15 protein-coding genes are annotated in these 16,922 nt (G+C 70.5%); 7 read left to right on the forward strand and 8 right to left on the reverse strand.

Going from position 1 to position 16,922, the window contains the following annotated elements:
* The first annotated feature begins 96 nt into the window (after positions 1–96).
* Genes AC07RM_RS21265 through AC07RM_RS21275 form a run of 3 tightly spaced genes read left to right on the forward strand, consistent with a single transcriptional unit; the run spans position 97 to position 3,065 of the window.
* Positions 97–1,431 (forward strand): aspartate aminotransferase family protein, encoded by a 1,335-nt coding sequence (locus tag AC07RM_RS21265; RefSeq protein ID WP_495335780.1) that lies wholly within the window; start codon positions 97–99, stop codon positions 1,429–1,431.
* 55 nt (positions 1,432–1,486) lie between these two features.
* Entirely contained in the window at positions 1,487–2,386 is a 900-nt protein-coding gene (locus tag AC07RM_RS21270) for an amino acid ABC transporter substrate-binding protein (protein ID WP_495335781.1), read from the forward strand.
* A gap of 16 nt (positions 2,387–2,402) precedes the next feature.
* Complete coding sequence (locus tag AC07RM_RS21275) at positions 2,403–3,065, forward strand: aspartate/glutamate racemase family protein (protein WP_495335782.1); 663 nt, start codon at positions 2,403–2,405, stop codon at positions 3,063–3,065.
* On the opposite strand, the gene AC07RM_RS21280 is transcribed toward AC07RM_RS21275, so the two are convergent.
* Positions 3,057–3,965, reverse strand: coding sequence for a hypothetical protein (locus AC07RM_RS21280; RefSeq protein ID WP_093339825.1), 909 nt, complete (start codon positions 3,963–3,965; stop codon positions 3,057–3,059). The genes AC07RM_RS21275 and AC07RM_RS21280 overlap by 9 nt on opposite strands.
* A 206-nt stretch (positions 3,966–4,171) precedes the next feature.
* Between AC07RM_RS21280 and AC07RM_RS21285 the strand changes: the two genes are divergently transcribed.
* Positions 4,172–4,999, forward strand: a complete 828-nt coding sequence (locus tag AC07RM_RS21285; RefSeq protein WP_093339823.1) for an undecaprenyl-diphosphate phosphatase — start codon at positions 4,172–4,174, stop codon at positions 4,997–4,999.
* A gap of 20 nt (positions 5,000–5,019) precedes the next feature.
* On the opposite strand, the gene AC07RM_RS21290 is transcribed toward AC07RM_RS21285, so the two are convergent.
* Positions 5,020–6,942 carry a sensor histidine kinase gene (locus AC07RM_RS21290; protein WP_495335783.1) on the reverse strand — a complete coding sequence of 641 codons (1,923 nt, stop codon included), beginning with the start codon at positions 6,940–6,942 and terminating at the stop codon, positions 5,020–5,022.
* Complete coding sequence (locus AC07RM_RS21295; RefSeq protein ID WP_495335784.1) at positions 6,852–7,634, reverse strand: response regulator; 783 nt, start codon at positions 7,632–7,634, stop codon at positions 6,852–6,854. The genes AC07RM_RS21290 and AC07RM_RS21295 overlap by 91 nt, the downstream gene beginning before the upstream one ends.
* A gap of 100 nt (positions 7,635–7,734) precedes the next feature.
* Between AC07RM_RS21295 and AC07RM_RS21300 the strand changes: the two genes are divergently transcribed.
* The gene (locus AC07RM_RS21300) at positions 7,735–8,250 is read left to right on the forward strand and encodes an MOSC domain-containing protein (RefSeq protein WP_495335785.1); all 516 of its coding nucleotides are present in this window, start codon (positions 7,735–7,737) and stop codon (positions 8,248–8,250) included.
* Between the two features lie 10 nt (positions 8,251–8,260).
* On the opposite strand, the gene AC07RM_RS21305 is transcribed toward AC07RM_RS21300, so the two are convergent.
* Together AC07RM_RS21305 and AC07RM_RS21310 are read right to left on the reverse strand one after the other, a co-directional pair.
* Entirely contained in the window at positions 8,261–9,229 is a 969-nt protein-coding gene (locus AC07RM_RS21305) for a tripartite tricarboxylate transporter substrate-binding protein (RefSeq protein WP_093339812.1), read from the reverse strand.
* A 16-nt stretch (positions 9,230–9,245) separates the two neighbouring features.
* On the reverse strand, positions 9,246–9,929 hold the full coding sequence (locus AC07RM_RS21310) for a DJ-1/PfpI family protein (RefSeq protein WP_093339809.1): 684 nt from the start codon (positions 9,927–9,929) through the stop codon (positions 9,246–9,248).
* A gap of 148 nt (positions 9,930–10,077) precedes the next feature.
* Here AC07RM_RS21310 and AC07RM_RS21315 point away from each other — a divergent pair, with 148 nt between their 5' ends.
* Positions 10,078–11,073, forward strand: a complete 996-nt coding sequence (locus tag AC07RM_RS21315; RefSeq protein ID WP_495335786.1) for a GlxA family transcriptional regulator — start codon at positions 10,078–10,080, stop codon at positions 11,071–11,073.
* A 7-nt stretch (positions 11,074–11,080) separates the two neighbouring features.
* Here the strand turns inward: AC07RM_RS21315 and AC07RM_RS21320 are convergent, their stop codons facing one another.
* From AC07RM_RS21320 to mutS, 3 genes are read right to left on the reverse strand one after another with little or no spacing between them, the layout of a single operon-like run.
* Complete coding sequence (locus AC07RM_RS21320) at positions 11,081–11,884, reverse strand: alpha/beta fold hydrolase (protein WP_057592830.1); 804 nt, start codon at positions 11,882–11,884, stop codon at positions 11,081–11,083.
* Positions 11,885–11,889: 5 nt separating this feature from the next.
* Entirely contained in the window at positions 11,890–12,729 is an 840-nt protein-coding gene (locus tag AC07RM_RS21325; RefSeq protein ID WP_057592829.1) for a proteasome-type protease, read from the reverse strand.
* Between the two features lie 28 nt (positions 12,730–12,757).
* Positions 12,758–15,352, reverse strand: coding sequence for a DNA mismatch repair protein MutS (gene mutS, locus AC07RM_RS21330; RefSeq protein ID WP_495335787.1), 2,595 nt, complete (start codon positions 15,350–15,352; stop codon positions 12,758–12,760).
* Positions 15,353–15,905: 553 nt separating this feature from the next.
* Between mutS and corA the strand changes: the two genes are divergently transcribed.
* Complete coding sequence (corA, locus tag AC07RM_RS21335; RefSeq protein WP_093339635.1) at positions 15,906–16,883, forward strand: magnesium/cobalt transporter CorA; 978 nt, start codon at positions 15,906–15,908, stop codon at positions 16,881–16,883.
* Positions 16,884–16,922 lie beyond the last annotated feature (39 nt).

Genomic DNA, 16,922 nt, shown 5'->3' on the forward strand with positions numbered 1-16,922 from the left:
CGGGTGAAACGAGCGGAACGGTTGACGGAACAAATGTTCCAAGAAATAATTCGCCCGAAACGTTGGTTCCAACCCCCATCCGCCTGTCCTCACGCCATGACGCACGTCTTCCACCGCCATCTCCGCCAGACCCCGCCCGTCGCCACGGGCTCGCACGGCCTCTACATCCGCGACGCCGAGGGCCGCGAGTACCTCGATGCCTCGGGCGGCGCGGCCGTGTCCTCGCTGGGCCATGCGCATCCCGACGTGCTGGCCGCGATGCATGCGCAGATCGACCGGCTGGCCTATGCCCACACCAGCTTCTTCACCAGCGAGGTGGCCGAGCGCCTGGCCGACGAGCTGATCGGCACGGCGCCCGAAGGCATGAGCCATGCCTACCTCGTGAGCGGCGGCTCCGAAGCGGTGGAGGCGGCGCTCAAGATGGCGCGCCAGTACTTCGTGGAGATCGGCCAGCCGCAGCGCACCCACTTCATCGCGCGGCGCCAGAGCTACCACGGCAACACGCTGGGCGCGCTCGCGGTCGGCGGCAATGCCTGGCGGCGCGAGCCCTTCGCGCCGATCCTGGTGCCGGCCACGCATGTGTCGCCCTGCTATCCGTACCGCGAGCAGCGCGCCGACGAGAGCCCCGCGCAATACGGCCAGCGGCTCGCGAACGAGCTCGAGGCCGCGATCCTCGCGCAGGGCGCCGACCGCGTGATCGCCTTCGTCGCCGAGACCGTGGGCGGTGCCACCGCCGGCGTGCTGGTGCCGGTGCCGGGCTACTTCCAGGCGGTGCGCGCGGTCTGCGACAAGTACGGCGTGCTGCTGATCCTCGACGAGGTGATGTGCGGCATGGGCCGCACCGGCAGCTTGCATGCCTGCGAGCAGGAGGGCGTGGTGCCCGACCTGATGACCATCGCCAAGGGCCTGGGCGGCGGCTACCAGCCGGTGGGCGCGGTGCTCGCGCAGCGCAGGGTGGTCGAAGCGATGTCGCAGGGCAGCGGCTTCTTCCAGCATGGCCACACCTACCTCGGCCATCCGATGGCCTGCGCGGCCGCGCTCGCGGTGCAGCAGACGATCCGGCGCGAGGGCCTGGTCGCGAAGGTGCGCGAGGATGGCATGGCCTTCGGCGCGATGCTGGCCGAGGCGCTCGGCGCCCATCCGCACGTGGGCGACATCCGCGGCCGCGGCTTCTTCTGGGGCCTCGAGCTCGTGGCCGAGCACGCGGGCAAGACGCCTTTCGATCCCGCGTTGAAGCTGCATGCGGCCGTCAAGAAGGAAGCGATGGCGCGCGGGCTGCTGTGCTATCCCTTCGGCGGCACGGTCGACGGCCGCCAGGGCGACCACGTGCTGCTCGCGCCGCCCTTCATCGCCACGCGCGACGAGCTGCGCGAGATCGCCGCGCGGCTCGCGGATGCCATCGACGCGGTCACGCGCCGCGCCGCGGGCTGAGTCCGCGCTTCTTCCTTCCTTTTTTCTTCCACCTACCGCCTCGAGGAGCACCTCCATGCCCAAGCCACGCCTGCCGTTTTCCTTCCTGCTCGCTGCCGTCCTCGTGCTGCCGGCGCTCTGCGCGAGCGCACAGGAGAGCGACACCCTCGCCAAGATCAAGGCCAGCGGCGCCATCACCTTCGGCTACCGCGAATCCTCGTTCGGCTTCTCGTACCTCGACGGCAACCTCAAGCCCGTGGGCTACAGCATCGAGATCTGCAAGCGTATCGTGGAAGCGGTGAAGAGCGAACTCAGGATGCCGGCGATCGAGATCCGCTACCAGGCCGTGACCTCGGCCAACCGCATCCCGCTGGTGCAGAACGGCACGGTCGACATCGAGTGCGGCTCCACCACCAACCTGGTCGAGCGCCAGAAGCTGGTGGCCTTCTCGCCCGACATCTTCCGCTACAACGTGCGCATGCTGGTGAAGGCCGATTCGGGCATCAGGAGCATCGCCGACCTGCAGGGCAAGACGGTGGTGACCACCACCGGCACCACCTCGTTCCGCTTGCTGCGCGAGGCCGACAAGGGCAAGAACCTCGAGGTCACGAGTCTCGGCGGCAAGGACCACAGCGATTCCTTCCTGCTGGTGGAGAGCGGCCGCGCGCAGGCTTTCGTGCTCGACGACATCCTGCTGGCCGGCCAGCTCGCGAACGCGCGCAACCCGAAGGACTTCCTGATCACCGGCGAGAGCCTGCGCACCGAGAACCAGTCGCTGATGTTCCGCAAGGACGATCCGGCCTTCAAGGCCATCGTCGACCGCGTGGTCTCGGGCATGATGAAGTCCGGCGAGATGGAGACGCTCTACGGCAAGTGGTTCACCTCGCCCATTCCGCCCAAGGGCATCAACATCAACTACCCGCTCAACGCCGAGACGAAGGAAGCCTTCGCCAATCCCTCGTCGAAGGGCATCTGAGCCGCATCACGTCCCCATGACCCGCATCGCCCTGATCCACGCGCTCGCGCATTCGGTCGAGCCCATCAACGACGCCTTCGCGCGCGACTGGCCGCGGGCGCTGCGCATGAACCTGCTCGACGACAGCCTGTCGGCCGATCTCGCGCGCGACGGGCGCGGGCTCGACGCGGCCATGCACGAGCGCTTCCAGCGGCTCGCGCAGTACGCGGTCGACACCGGCGCCGAGGGCATCCTCTTCACCTGCTCGGCCTTCGGTTCCTGCATCGAGGCGGTGGCGCGGCGCCATGCGGCGCTGCCGGTGCTCAAGCCCAACGAGGCGATGGTGGAGGAGGCGGTGCAGGCGTTGCGCGAGGCCGGCCCCGGTGCGCGGCTCGGGCTGATCGCCACCTTCGCGCCCACGCTGGCCTCGATGCCGCCCGAATTTCCGACCGGCATCGCGCTGGTGCCATCACTCGCCGAGGGCGCGCTCGAGGCGCTCAACGCGGGCGACGGGGAGCGGCACGATGCGTCGATCGCCAGGCAGGCCGAGGCCTTGCGCGCGCAGGGCTGCAGCCACATCGCGCTCGCGCAGTTCAGCATGGCCCGCGCACGCGCGGCCTGCGAACGGGCCTCGGGGCTGCCGGTGCTGACCACGGTCGACAGCGCGGTGCGCGCGCTGCGCCGGCGCACCTCAGGCTGAACGGTCGCCGCGCAGCAGGGTGTAGATCGCGGTGGCCGCGATCTGCGCCGCGTCGCTGCGGCCGAGCGCCCGCATCCGGCCGGTCTCGCGGTCCACGGCCTGCAGGCCGGCGGCCATGCGGCGGTAGATCTCGGCCGAGGGCATGGCGCCGCTGGTGCCCAGCGCGTCGCAATAGGTCTCGACCAGCAGCTCGTTGAGGCGCTCGCACTCGGCGTTCGAGAGCTTCATCGCGTCGCCGTCGAACAGCGTCGCCACCGCGTGCATCAGGTAGGCCTGGGTCTCGAGCGAGAAGCCCTGCTGCCGCACGCAGTCCTCCATCGCGCTCCAGAAGTACGGGCCCGAGGTGCGGCGCCAGCTCTCGAGGATGCGGCGCGCGCGCGCCGTGAGGTCGGCCTGCGGGTCACGCGGGCCGCAGGGCCGCAGCGCCAGGCCCTGCAGCGCCAGCGCATGGGCGGCGTCGGCTCCGCCGAGCAGGAAGCTCCAGAGCTGCCAGCGCGCATACCACTTGTGGTCGTGGGCGGGGTCGAGCGCCTGCGTCAGGCCGCGTTCGATGTATTCGGCGGCGCCGGCCATCTGCCAGGCCATGTGGCCGTCTTCCAGGTCCAGCGGCTGCAGCCGTTGCGACAGCCGGTCGGCCGCGACCTGGCCTTCGGCCACCAGCGTGGCGCCGCGGCCGCAGCGGTCGATCTCGCCGAGGCAGCGCGCGAGCCGTTCGAGTTCGCCGGTCGAGGCGCCGGTGGCGCGGGCGGCGCGGCACAGCGCGGCCTGGCGTTCGGCCTCGCGGCGGCGCGCATCGTGGCGCGCATGCGCCGCATGGTCGTCGGCGGTCGACGCGTGCTCTTCGAGGCACAGCAGGTGTTCGTCGGCGTCTTTTTCGCGCTCGGGCGCGGGGGCGAGCATGCAATGTCCTTCGGTTGGCCGCCGGCGTGGGGCGTCGGCGCGGTTGGACTGTGACCGTGCCCGGCGGTAGGCGCCATCCCCCAAACTAGGTATGTCATAGAACGATACGAAAATCCGCCGAAGACCGGCACCCGCGACCCTCCGGAGCCTGAACCGGACCTGACCGGCTCCCTCGCGATAATTGCCGCTCTTTCAAGGAGTACGCGTTGGATATCGTTCTGTTGGTCAAGGCCGCCGTCATGGGCATCGTGGAGGGGCTGACCGAATTTCTCCCGATCTCGTCGACCGGCCACCTGATTCTTGCGGGCTCGCTGCTCGGCGGCTTCGACGACGAGCGCGGCAAGGTGTTCGAGATCGCGATCCAGACCGGCGCGATCTTCGCGGTGATCATGGTCTATTGGCAGAAGATCCGCTCGACCGTGGTGGCGCTGCCGCGCCAGGCCAAGGCGCAGCGCTTCGCGCTCAACGTGCTGATCGGCTTCCTGCCCGCGGTGGTGCTGGGCCTGCTGTTCGGCAAGGTGATCAAGGAACACCTGTTCACGCCGGCCGTGGTGGCCAGCACCTTCATCATCGGCGGCTTCATCATCCTGTGGGCCGAGAAGCGGCCGCCGGGCTCGGTGCGGGTCGAGAACGTCGACGACATGACACCCTGGGACGCCCTCAAGGTCGGCCTGGTGCAGTGCTTCGCGATGGTGCCGGGCACCAGCCGCAGCGGTTCCACCATCATCGGCGGCATGCTGCTGGGGCTGTCGCGCCAGGCGGCCACCGACTTCTCGTTCTTCCTCGCGATCCCGACGCTGATCGGCGCCGGCGTCTACAGCCTCTACAAGGTGCGCTCGCTGCTGTCGGTGGCCGACATCCCGCTGTTCGCGGTCGGCCTGCTGTTCTCGTTCCTCAGTGCCTGGCTGTGCGTGCGCTGGCTGCTGCGCTACATCAGCTCGCACAGCTTCATCCCGTTCGCCTGGTACCGCATTGCCTTCGGCATCCTGATCCTGGTCACCGCCTGGCAGGGCTGGATCGTCTGGGCCGAGTAAGGCCTTAGCTTTTTTCCGTCTCAGACGGCGCCGACCGGCATCCGCAGCCCGACGCGGGTGGCGCCCGGCGCCGAGGCGATCTCGAAGGCCCCGCCCAGCCGCCGCGCCCGCGTGCGCAGGCTGCGCAGGCCGGTGCCCTCGGGCCGCGGCGGCGCCTCGGGCTCGAAGCCGCGGCCATCGTCGCGCACCTCGAGCCGCAGCTGGCCGTTCTCTTCCACCAGCGACACGTCGACCCGCCGCGCGCCGCTGTGGCGCAGCACGTTGGTCAGCGCCTCCTGCAGGAAGCGCAGCAGGTCGAGGTTCTGCGAGGGCGCGAGCGTCAGCGCCTGCAGGCCTTCCACGCGCCAGCGGCATTCGATGCCGTTGGCCTCTAGCAATTGCGTGAGCCGATGCCGCAGCGGCGCGACCAGGTCGGCCAGCGCATGCGCGCCGTCGTCGCGGCCGTTGGCGTCGATGATCAGCCGCAGGTCGTCGCGCAGCCGCTTGAGCATGGCCAGCAGCTGCGGCGCGCTCAGGTGCTCGGGCGTGCGCTCCAGCGTCGCGATGCTGCCCACCAGCATGCCGCCCAGGCCGTCGTGCAGGTCGCTCGCGAGGTTCACGCGCTCGCCGATGCGCGCATGGGCGAGCTCCAGCGCATGGCGCTGCGACAGCGTGGCCGCGAGCTCGTCCTTGGCCGCGTTCACTTCCTGGATCAGCTCGGTGTTGAAGTTCTCGATGCGGCGCAGGCTCTGCACGAAGCGCCCGGCCTGCGTCAGCGCCATGCCCAGCAGCAGCACGTACGAAGACATGGTGGTGTAGTAGAGGTTGCTGTCGATCACCTGGGTGAACACCAGCAGGTCGTGCGCGCCGGTGAGCCCCGACACCGCCATGAAGGGCGCGAGCGAGCGCATCGGGCTGCCGCGATGGCGCCAGGCGTGGACGATGGCGGCGCTGTTGACCACGATGATCGTCAGCCCGCCCACCAGCGTCCAGATCGCGCGGTGCAGCGGCAGTGCGGCGGGCGCGGCCAGCCACAGGTCGAGCACGCCGACCGCCGCCGCCAGCAGCGAGGCGCCCTCGAGCAGCGGCATGCGGCGGTCGCAGAAGCGCAGCGCGAACACCGCGTAGGCGGTGCTGAAGACCAGCAGCAGCGAGGTGTTGAGCGCCTGCCAGGCCGAGGTGGTGGCGAAGGGCCAGGGGCTGGTGGCGATCTGGTTGTAGCCGAACAGCAGCCACAGCATGGACATCAGCGCGAACCAGCCGTAGGCGGTTTCGCGCCGCCGCAGCAGCCACAGCGCCGCGAAGAAGGCCGACACCGCCGCGCTGACCGCGAGGCCCAGCACCTGCAGGTCGCGCCGCACCACGCGCTCGCGTTCGTAGGTGGCCTGCAGCACGGCCGGCGGCCCGACCACGACGGGCCCCAGCCCGGCCTGGTAGACCGCGAGTCCCGAGACGCGCACCAGCAGAGTGTTGGTGCCCGCGCGCAGCAGCGGCGGCGCCAGCAGCCAGTAGCGCGGCGTGTTCCAGGCCCGCGTGAGCGGCTCGACCAGGCTGGCGTCGCGCGAGATCGGCGTGCCGTTGAGGTACACGGCGCCGGCCATGTTGAGGTAGTGCAGCAGCAGGCCGGTCTCGCGCTGCTCGGCCGGCTGTTCCCAGCGCAGCCGGTACCAGGCCACGCCGTCGAAGCCGCTCCAGCGGTCGGCCCAGTTGTCGGGCAGGGCGGCGACCGGCTCCCAGCCGTCCTCGGGCGGACGCGTGTCGTGCCAGCCGGCGGCGCGCACGGCCTCGATGCGCAGCGCGGGGAAGTCCTGGGCCAGCGCGCCATGCGCGCACAGCAGCAGCGCCAGCGCCGCGGCCAGGCGGCGCAGGAAGCTCAGCGCAGCAGCCCGTGCAGCCGCGCCTGGTAGACCGCCTCGGTGCGCGATCCGACGGCCAGCTTGCGGTAGATGTTCTTGGTGTGGCATTCCACGGTCAATCGGGAGATCGAGAGCATTTCGGCCATGTCGCGGTTGCTGAGGCCCTGCGACACCAGTTCGAGGATGCGGTGCTCGCGCCGGCTCAGCAGCGCGGCGGCGGGCGCTTCCTCCTTGCGCGGCGCGAGGCCCGAAGCGGGCAGCAGCTCGCCCGGCTGGGTGTCGGCGGTCATGGCCGGGATCGGCAGCGGCGCGGGCATGGTCGCGGGCGCGGCGTTCGGCTGGTGCGTGAGCCAGCCCAGGATGCGCCGTGCGATCGCGGGATCGATCGGCGCGCCGCCCTGCTCGATGCTGCGCAGCGCGATGCTGAGCTCGAGGTCGTCGCGCTCCTTCAGCAGGTAGCCGATGGCGCCCGCGCGCAGCGCCGCAAAGATGGTTTCCTCGGTGCGGTAGGCCGAGATCACCACCGCCGGCAGCCGCGGGTGGTGCTGCTGCAGCCAGCCGATCAGGTCGACGCCGCTGCCGTCGGGCAGCCCGATGTCGACCAGCGCCACACCGAAGCTGCGCGCGGCCAGCAGCGCCCGTGCCGAGGCCACGCTGTCGGCCCAGGCGATCTGCGGCGCGGTGCAGCCCAGCGTGCCGAGCACGTGGGCCAGCCGCTGCTGCATGGCCGGATCGTCCTCGACCACCAGCGCGGGGGTCAGCGACACGGGTTCGGGGGGTTCCGGAAGAGGCGTGGACATGGCGGCGGGGCGTTTTCCCTGGATTGTCGCCAGTTATTGCAATTTGTATCGCCGCCGTGGTTTTGCTGGCGCGTGCGCGGTGCCACGGACAATCGCGCGCATGCCCGACCTTCGCGAACTCATGCGCCAGTTTCCGCGCGCCGGCCGTCTCGAGGCCGTCTACCTGCGGCCCGCGCGGCGCGTGCCGGTGCAGGCCGTCGAGGGCGCGCAGGCGCTCGCGGGCTCGGGACTGGAAGGCGACCGCGCGAGCGCGGCCAGACCCGGCGGCAAGCGCCAGGTCACGCTGATCCAGGCCGAGCACCTGGGCGCGATCGCCGCGCTGGCCGGCCATGCGGCCGTCGACGCCGCGCTGCTGCGGCGCAACCTCGTGGTGTCGGGCCTGAACCTGATCGCCGCGCGCTCGCTGTTCCGCGACCAGCCGCTGGTGCTGCGGCTCGGCGACTCGGTGCGGCTCGAGATCACGGGCCCCTGCGAGCCCTGCTCGCGCATGGAGGAGCTGCTGGGCCCGGGCGGCTACAACGCGATGCGCGGCCACGGCGGGCTGACCGCGCGCGTGCTGGCGGGCGGCCCGCTGCGCGCGGGCGACGCGGTGCGCTGCGAGCCCGCCGAGGCCTGATCCGGAACCTTTAGAGCTTGAAGCCCGAATCCTTCACGAGCTGCCCGAGCATGCGGTCGATCTTCGCGAGCCGCTCGCCCTGGTCGGCCGGCGTGCCGGGCACGGTCGTCATGTCGAGGCCCCTGAACTTCTCCACCACCTCGGGCTGCGCCAGCACCTGCGCCAGCGCGGCGTTGTAGCGCGCCACCGTGGCCTCGGGCACGCCGGCGCCCGCGTAGAGGCCCAGCAGCTCGGTGAGCTCCATGCCGGGCAGGCCGGCCTCCTCGAACGACGGCACCTCGGGCAGCAGCGGCGTGCGCCGCGTCGACGCGAGGATGCGCAGCCGGCCGCTGCGGTGGTAGGGCAGGAAGTCCGACACGCTGGTGATCGCGCCGTGCAGCGTGCCGCCGAGCAGGTCGGGCAGCATCGGCGCCGAGCCCTTGTAGGGCACGGGCAGGCTCTCGACCTGGAAGTGGCGCGCGATCCGGCTCGCCATGAACTCGGGCGCGCTGGCCGCGGCCGGCACGCCGATGGCGGCGTCGCCGCGGTGCGTGGCCAGCCAGCGCCCGAAGGCCGCGAGGTTCGAGGCGTTGGTGGTCGCCGGATTCGTCGCGAGCGCGAGCTCGAAGGTGGCGACGCTGCCCACGGGCCGGAAGTCGCGCGTGGTCGAGAAGCCCGGGTTCTTCACCGTCAGCGGCACCGTCGCCACCGTGTGGGTGTTGGTCAGCATCAGCACCGAGCCGTCGGCCGGCGCGGCCTTGAGCGCGATCGCCGCGAGCTGGCCGCCGGCGCCGGGCCGGTTGTCGACCACCACCGGCTGCTGCAGCTGCAGCGCGAGCTTCTCGGCCACGATGCGCGCGGCGATGTCGGCCGGGCCGCCGGCCGCGTAGCCGACGAGGATGCGGATCGGGTTGCCTTCGGCCCGCGCGCGCAGGAAGGGCGCGGCCAGCAGGCCGGCGCCGAGGGCCAATGCCGAGCGGCGGGGCAGGGACGTGGTCATGCAGTCCTCCCTCGGTTCAGGCGGCCACCGGGGCCGTGCGCCCGATGCGCGCCAGGATCGCGCGCCGCTCGGCCACCACGCCGGCCACGCGCGCGCGCGCCGCCTCGACGATGTGGGCCGGCGCCTTGGCCGGCGCGCCGCTGTCGAACGGCGGCTGCGGGTCGTATTCGGCGAACAGTTGGATCGCGCGCGCCGTGTCGTCGTCGGTGGCTTGCGCGATCGCGCGCAGCGCGCAGTCGATGCCCGAGGTCACGCCGGCGCCGGTGATGCGGTTGCGGTCGACCACCACGCGCTGGTCGCGTGGCGTCGCGCCGACCATCGCCAGCAGTTCGTGCGAGGCCCAGTGGCAGGTGGCCTCGTAGCCCTCGAGCAGGCCGGCCACGCCCAGCAGCAGCGGGCCGGTGCAGATGCCGACCACCCAGCGCGCGCCGCGGCCCTGGCGCGCGAGGAAGTCGACCGTCTCGCGGTCCTCGAACAGCGCCGCGACGCCGGGGCCGCCGGGCACCACGAGCATGTCGAACTGCGGGCAGTCGGCCATCGCCTGCGTGGCGCGGAACTCCCAGCCGAGCTCGGTGCGGATCGGGTCGGTGTGCTTCCACACCAGCGAGAGGCTGGCGCCGGGAATGCGCACCAGCAGGTCCGCGGGCGCGACGTAGTCGGTCGCGGTGATGTCGGGAAAGACGAGCATGCCGATCTTCATGGGGAAACTCCAGGTGGGGGGATCGGCCCAGTCTAGGAAGCGAAGGGCTGGCATTCGAGACAATTGCCCCATCATTCCTGCCAGCCCTGGCGCGGCCCGCCGGCTTCGGTTCTGCTGCGTCTTTCTGCTTCGCGAAGGCAACGTCTCCATGTCGATCCTGCCCGTCTGGTTCGTGGTGTTCGAGCGCTTCCAGCTGCTCGACGTGTCGGGTCCGCTGCAGGTGTTCGCCACCGCCAACGACGAGCTGCGGCTCGCGGGCCGCGCGCCGGTCTACCGCACGCGCGTGCTGGCCGCCGAGGCGGGGCCGGTGGCCAGCTCGAGCGGGCTCGCGGTGCAGGCCGAGGCCTGGCCCGCGCGCGTTCGCCATGCCGAGGCGGGCACCAGCACCGTGGTCGCGCCCGGCGGCCCGGCCGCCTGGAACCCTTCGACGCAGCTCGGCGGTGGCGGCACCGAGGCGGCCGAGGCCTGGCTGCGCCGCCATGGCGCGCGCTTCGACCGCGTCGCCTCGGTCTGCACCGGCGCCTTCGTGCTGGGCCGCGCCGGCCTGCTCGACGGCTGCCGCGCCGCCACCCACTGGGGCGCCTGCGACGCGCTGGGCGCGGCCTTCCCGCGCATCGAGGTGCAGCGCGACGCGATCTACTTCCGCGACGGCCGCCGCTGGACCTCGGCCGGCGTCACGGCCGGCATCGACATGGCGCTGGGCATGGTCGAGGCCGACCTCGGCCGCGCCATCGCCATCGGCGTGGCGAAGAAGCTGGTGGTGTTCTACAAGCGCCCGGGCGGGCAGTCGCAGTTCAGCAGCGCGCTGCTCGCGCAGGAAGCCGAGGACCCGCGCATCGAGTCGCTGCATGGCTGGATCGACGAGCACCTGCACGAGACGCTCGACGTGGCGCGGCTGGCCGACCGCATGGCGATGGCGCCGCGCACCTTCGCGCGCTTCTACCTGCAGCGCACCGGCGTCACGCCCGCGCACGCGGTCGAGCGCATGCGGCTGGACCGCGCGACGCGGCTGCTGGAATCGTCGGGCGCGACCATCAAGGCGGTGGCGCAGCGCTGCGGCTTCGGTTCGGAGGAGATCATGCGGCGCGCGTTCCAGCGGCGCTTCGGCGTGCCGCCGCTCGACTACCGGGCGCGCTTTCGCTGAGGCCCTGTCAGCCCATCAGGTTGCGCAGCGCCGCCTCGATCGCGGCCGCCGTGGCCAGCGGCTTCTCCATTGGAAACAGGTGCGTGCCATCGAGCATCGCGATGCGGCCCTTGGTCACCTGCTGCGTCATCGCCATGCCCACGCGCTTCATCTCGGCCGACTGGCGCCCGCCGATGAAGGCCGCCTTGCACTTGAGCGGATGGCTGCGCAGCAGCGCGCCGAGGTTGTGCGGCAGCGTGTTGTAGATGGCGGTCTCGACGTCGCGGTCGAAGCTCAGCGCGCGCGTGTCCTCGCTGTCGAAGGTGCCGTGGTCGATGTAGTCGTGCAGCACCTGCTCGTCCCACTTCGCGAAGGCCTTCTTGCTGCGGAAATGCTCGAACACCGCCTCGCGGTGCTCCCAGCTGTTGCGGCGCCGGCGGCTGATCGCGCCGGGCGAGATGCTCTTCATGAGCGGCGTGCGCTTCACCATGTTGAGCGTGTTGGCGCGCCAGCCGCCGAGGATCGGCGAGTCGACCAGCACCACGCCGCGCGCCAGCTCGGGATGCCGCGCGGCGCACATCAGGCTCAGGAAGCCGCCGAGCGAATGGCCGACCAGGAACACCGGCCCGCCCGCGCGTTCGGCGCGCGGCCGCGCGAAGTCGGCCAGCTGCTCGACCAGGTGCGGCCAGTTGTCGGTGACCGGGTACTTCGGGTCGTGCCCGAATTTCTCGATGGCATCGACCTCGAAGCCGCGGTTGCGCAGGCTGTCGAGGACGACGCGGTAGGTGCTCGCGGGAAAACTGTTGCCGTGCGAGAAGACGATCGGCGGCACGGAGGTCAGATGAGCTTTTCGTCGGGCGTGGAGATCTTGCGCAGCGCGCCGTGCCGCGTGGCCGGCATCTTCAGCGGATGCTCGGTGGCGCTGTCGTCCCATACCGGGTCCTCGATGCTGTCGAACACCTCGCGCAGCTTCTGGCCCCAGCTGTTGTGCACCATGCGGTAGTAGGGGTTGTCGGCGTCGATGCAGATCACGCGGTCGGTCTCGAGCTTGTTGGCCTCGTAGACCACGAGGTCCAGCGGCAGGCCGACCGAGAGGTTGGACTTCATGGTCGAGTCCATCGACACCAGCGCGCACTTGGCGGCCTCGTCGAGCGGCGTCTCGGGCGTGAGCACGCGATCGAGCACCGGCTTGCCGTACTTCGATTCGCCGATCTGGAAGTACGGCGTCTCGGTCGTGGCCTCGATGAAGTTGCCGGCCGCGTAGACCAGGAACAGGCGCATGCCCTCGCCCTTGACCTGGCCGCCGAAGATGAACGAGACATTGAAGTCCAGGCCCGCATGCTTGAGCGCCTCGGCATCGCGGTCGTAGACGTGGCGCACGGCCGAGCCGAGCACGCGCGCGGCATCGAACATGCTCTTGGCGTTCCAGATCGTGGTCGGCGTGCCGGGCTCGCCGTTCTCCTGCGTCTCGCGCAGCTCCTCGATCTGCAGGATCTCGCGCACCGACTGCGAGATGCTGAGGTTGCCCGAGGACAGCAGCACCATGACGCGGTCGCCGGGTTGCTCGTAGACGATCATCTTGCGGAAGGTGCTGATGTGGTCCACGCCCGCGTTGGTGCGCGAATCGGAAAGGAACACCAGGCCGGCGTTGAGTTTGATGCCTACGCAATAAGTCATTTTTTCGTCTCGCAAGAGCAGTGCCTGCTCATGGGGCTCCGCGGTCGCGTGCATTCAGTTTCTGTAAGGCGTAGAGCGCGTCGAGGGCTTCGCGCGGGGTCATCGCGTCGGGGTCGAGCGCGGACAGCGCGGATTCTACGGCGCTGACCATGGGGGTTTCGGAAGCCGGCGGCGGTGCGAACAGGTCGACCTGTGCACGAGTTTGCGCATGCTGCGACTCGAGCGCTTCCAGCGCCTGGCGCGCATGGTTGACCACCGCCGCGGGCATGCCCGCCAGCCGTGCGACCTGGATCCCGTAGCTCTTGCTGGCCGGGCCGGGCTGCATCTCGTGCAGGAACACGATGTCGCGGCCGGCCTCGGTGGCGCTCACGTGCATGTTGACCGCACCATGGTGCGTGGCCGGGAATTCCGTGAGCTCGAAGTAGTGGGTGGCGAACAGCGTGAAGGCCTTGGCGCGGTCGTGCAGCTGGGCCGCGATGCCCGCGGCCAGCGCCAGCCCGTCGAAGGTGCTGGTGCCGCGGCCGATCTCGTCCATCAGCACCAGCGACTGCGCGGTGGCGCCGTGCAGGATCTGCGCGGCCTCGGTCATCTCGAGCATGAAGGTCGACTGCGCGTTGGCCAGGTCGTCGGCCGCGCCGATGCGGGTGTGGATGGCGTCGATCGGCCCCAGGCGGCAGGCCGCGGCCGGCACGTGCGAGCCGATCGAGGCCAGCAGCACGATGATCGCCACCTGCCGCATGTAGGTCGACTTGCCGCCCATGTTGGGGCCGGTGATGACCTGCATGCGCTGCTGCGGGCCGAGCTGGGTGTCGTTGGCGATGAAGCCGCCCGAGGACTTCTCGGCCAGCCGCGCCTCGACCACCGGATGGCGGCCCTGCTGGATCTCGATGCACGGGTGCGAGACGAAGCTCGGCGCGCGCCAGTGCAGCGTGTGCGAGCGCTCTGCCAGCGCGCACAGCGCGTCGAGCGTGGCGAGCGCCGTGGCCAGGCGCGTGAGCGCGGGCACCGAGGCCTGCAGCGCGTCGAGCAGCTGCTCGTAGAGCCACTTCTCGCGCGCCAGCGCGCGGTCCTGCGCGCTCAGCGCCTTGTCCTCGAAGGCCTTGAGCTCGGGCGTGATGAAGCGCTCGGCGTTCTTCAGCGTCTGGCGCCGGCGGTAGTTGTCGGGCACCTTCGAGAGCGCGCTCTGCGTCACCTCGATGTAGAAGCCGTGCACCCGGTTGAACTGCACGCGCAGGTTGCTGATGCCGGTGCGCTCGCGTTCGCTGACCTCGAGCTTGAGCAGGAAGTCGTCGCAGTTCTCGCTGATCTCGCGCAACTCGTCGAGCTCGGCGTCGTGGCCGGTGGCGATCACGCCGCCGTCGCGCACCAGCGCGGCCGGGTCGGGCTTGATCGCGCTCGCGAGCAGCTCGGCACAGCCCGGCGGCGGCGCCAGCCGTTCGGCGATCTGCGCCAGCAGCGCCGCGGCGCCGGGCAGGGCGGGCGCGAGCTGCTCGGCCTTGGCCAGCGCCAGCCGCAGCGCCAGCAGTTCGCGCGGGCGCACCTGGCGCAGCGCGATGCGCGCCGCGATGCGTTCCACGTCGCTGGTGTTCTTGAGCTGCTCGCGCAGCGTGCGCCAGGGCGCGCCGGCGCCGCCGAGCACGGTGGCCTGCAGCGCGCCGATGGCCTCGAGCCGCGCCTGCGCGTCGCCGCGCTCGCGCCGCGGCGCCAGCAGCCAGCGCTTGAGCAGGCGGCTGCCCATGCCGGTCATGCAGGTGTCGAGCAGCGAGAACAGCGTGGGCGAGTCCTCGCCGCGCAGCGTCTGCACCAGCTCGAGGTTGCGCCGCGTGGTGGGCGGCAGCTCGATCAGGTCGCCGTCGCGCTCGACCGTGAGCCGCTGCAGGTGCGACAACGCGCGGCCCTGCGTGTGTTCGGCATAGCCCAGCAGCGCGGCCGCCGCCGCATGGGCGTTGGTCAGCGATTCGGCATTCCAGGCCGCGAGGCTCTGGCTGCCCATCTGCTCGCTGAGCTTGCGTTCGCCCAGGCCGCCGTCGAACTGCCAGGCCGGCCGCACCGACAGCGTGAAGGGCGTGGCGCTGCGCGCCGCCTTGAGCCGCTGCTCGAAGGCCGGCGTGACCTCGGCGCCGTAGAGCAGTTCGCTCGGCGCGATGCGCGCGATCCAGGCCTCGAGCGCGTCGGCCGGGCATTCGGCCAGCCGCAGCTCGGCACCGGTCACGCTGAGCCAGGCCAGGCCGCAGAAATTGCGCGTGCCGGCATGCACCGCCAGCAGCGTGGCATCGGCCTTGTCGTTGAGCAGCTCGGCATCGGTCAGCGTGCCGGGCGTGACCACGCGCACCACCTTGCGCTCGACCGGGCCCTTGGAGGCGCCGACCTCGCCGACCTGCTCGCAGATCGCCACCGATTCGCCGAGCTTGATGAGCCGCCCGAGGTAGGTGTCGACAGAGTGGAAGGGCACGCCGCACATCACGACCGGCTGCCCGGCCGACTGGCCGCGCTGGGTCAGCGTGATGTCGAGCAGGCGCGCGGCCTTCTCGGCGTCGGCCCAGAAGAGTTCGTAGAAATCGCCCATCCGGTAGAAGAGCAGGGTGTCCGGATGGTCCGCCTTGAGCCGGAGATATTGGCTCATCATGGGCGTGTGCCCAGCGTAATCGGGGGCGGCTGCGGCGGGGGTATCTGTCACGGAATGGGCGCGTAAGCCATTGCTGGCGTTGGAGAAAGTGCTGTCTGAGAGTTCGGGCATGGACGCATCGTCGCTGGATCCCGGCCAGGCCATGGCGCGGGGCGCCCGGTATTGTGGCCGACCCGCAAGCCGGTGGGCGGCGTGGGGCGGGATGCGGGGGGAAGAGGTTGCGAGCGGGCAAAAAAACACCCGCACGTGGGCGGGTGGAGTTCTTCCCTGATGGCTGTGGGCGGCTGCTCTTCTGTTTGGTGGGCGCCCCTTTTGCGTGACAGCGAAGCGATGTTCGTGTATCGCCCGCACAACGCCTGTCAGTCTTTGCGCGGTAAGACTTGTAGGCGGGTGAAAGAAATGAGCAAAAAGTCACGCAACTAAACCCTTCGACCGCTTGCGAGTAGCAATGTTTTAACTTTTGCGCTCCCTCTCGCGGCGGTCAGGCAGCGGCACGCGGCCCCGTGGCACCATCGGCACCCCTCAATCCAACCGCGATCCTGGAGCGCCGATGCTGATCAACTGCGTGGCTTACGAGAACGGCGCCAAGCTGGCCGACATCCCCGTCGAAAGCATCAGCGAATACATCTCGCGGCCCGGCTGCTTCGTCTGGGTGGCGCTCAGCGACGCCACGCCCGAGGAACTGGCCGTGATGCAGCTCGAGTTCGGCCTGCATCCGCTGGCCGTGGAAGACGCCCAGCACGGCCACCAGCGACCCAAGGTCGAGGAGTACGGCAACTCGCTGTTCGTGGTGATGCACCTGGTCGAGCCCTCGGACGCCGGCGAGCAGTGCATCCATGTGGGCGAGGTCGACGTGTTCGTGGGCAGCAACTACGTGCTGTCGGTGCGCAACCGCAGCCGGCAGGGCTTCCTCGGCGTGCGCGAGCGCTGCGAACGCGAGCCCGAGCTGCTGAAGAACGGCGCCGGCTTCGTGCTCTATGCGCTGATGGACGCGGTGGTCGACCGCTACTTCCCGGTGATCGACGCGCTCGAGGACGAGCTCGAATCGATCGAGCAGCAGATCTTTGCGCAAAGCGGCGCGGCGCGCGACAAGATCAAGCAGCTCTACGAACTCAAGCGCCGCAGCATGGTGCTCAAGCGCGCCGTGGCGCCGCTGACCGAGGCGGCCGGCAAGCTGCACGGCGGGCGGGTGCCGCAGATCTGCATGGGCTCGCAGGAGTACTTTCGCGACGTGGGCGACCACCTGGGGCGCATCAACGGCTCGATCGACGCCATGCGCGACACGGTGGCCACCGCGATCCAGGTCAACCTCTCGATGGTCACGATCGAGGAAAGCGAGGTCACCAAGCGCCTGGCGGCCTGGGCCAGCATCTTCGCCGTGTGCACCGCCTTCGCGGGCGTCTGGGGCATGAACTTCGAATTCATGCCCGAGCTGAAATTCCGCTGGGGCTACCCCACGGCGCTGGCGCTGATCGCGGGCACCTGCGGCTATCTCTACTACCGGTTCCGGCGCGCGGGCTGGCTCTGAGAACGGGCCGCTAAGGCCCAACTAATAAACATGTAGATA

Source organism: Variovorax sp. GW821-FHT09B05 (assembly GCF_059418265.1).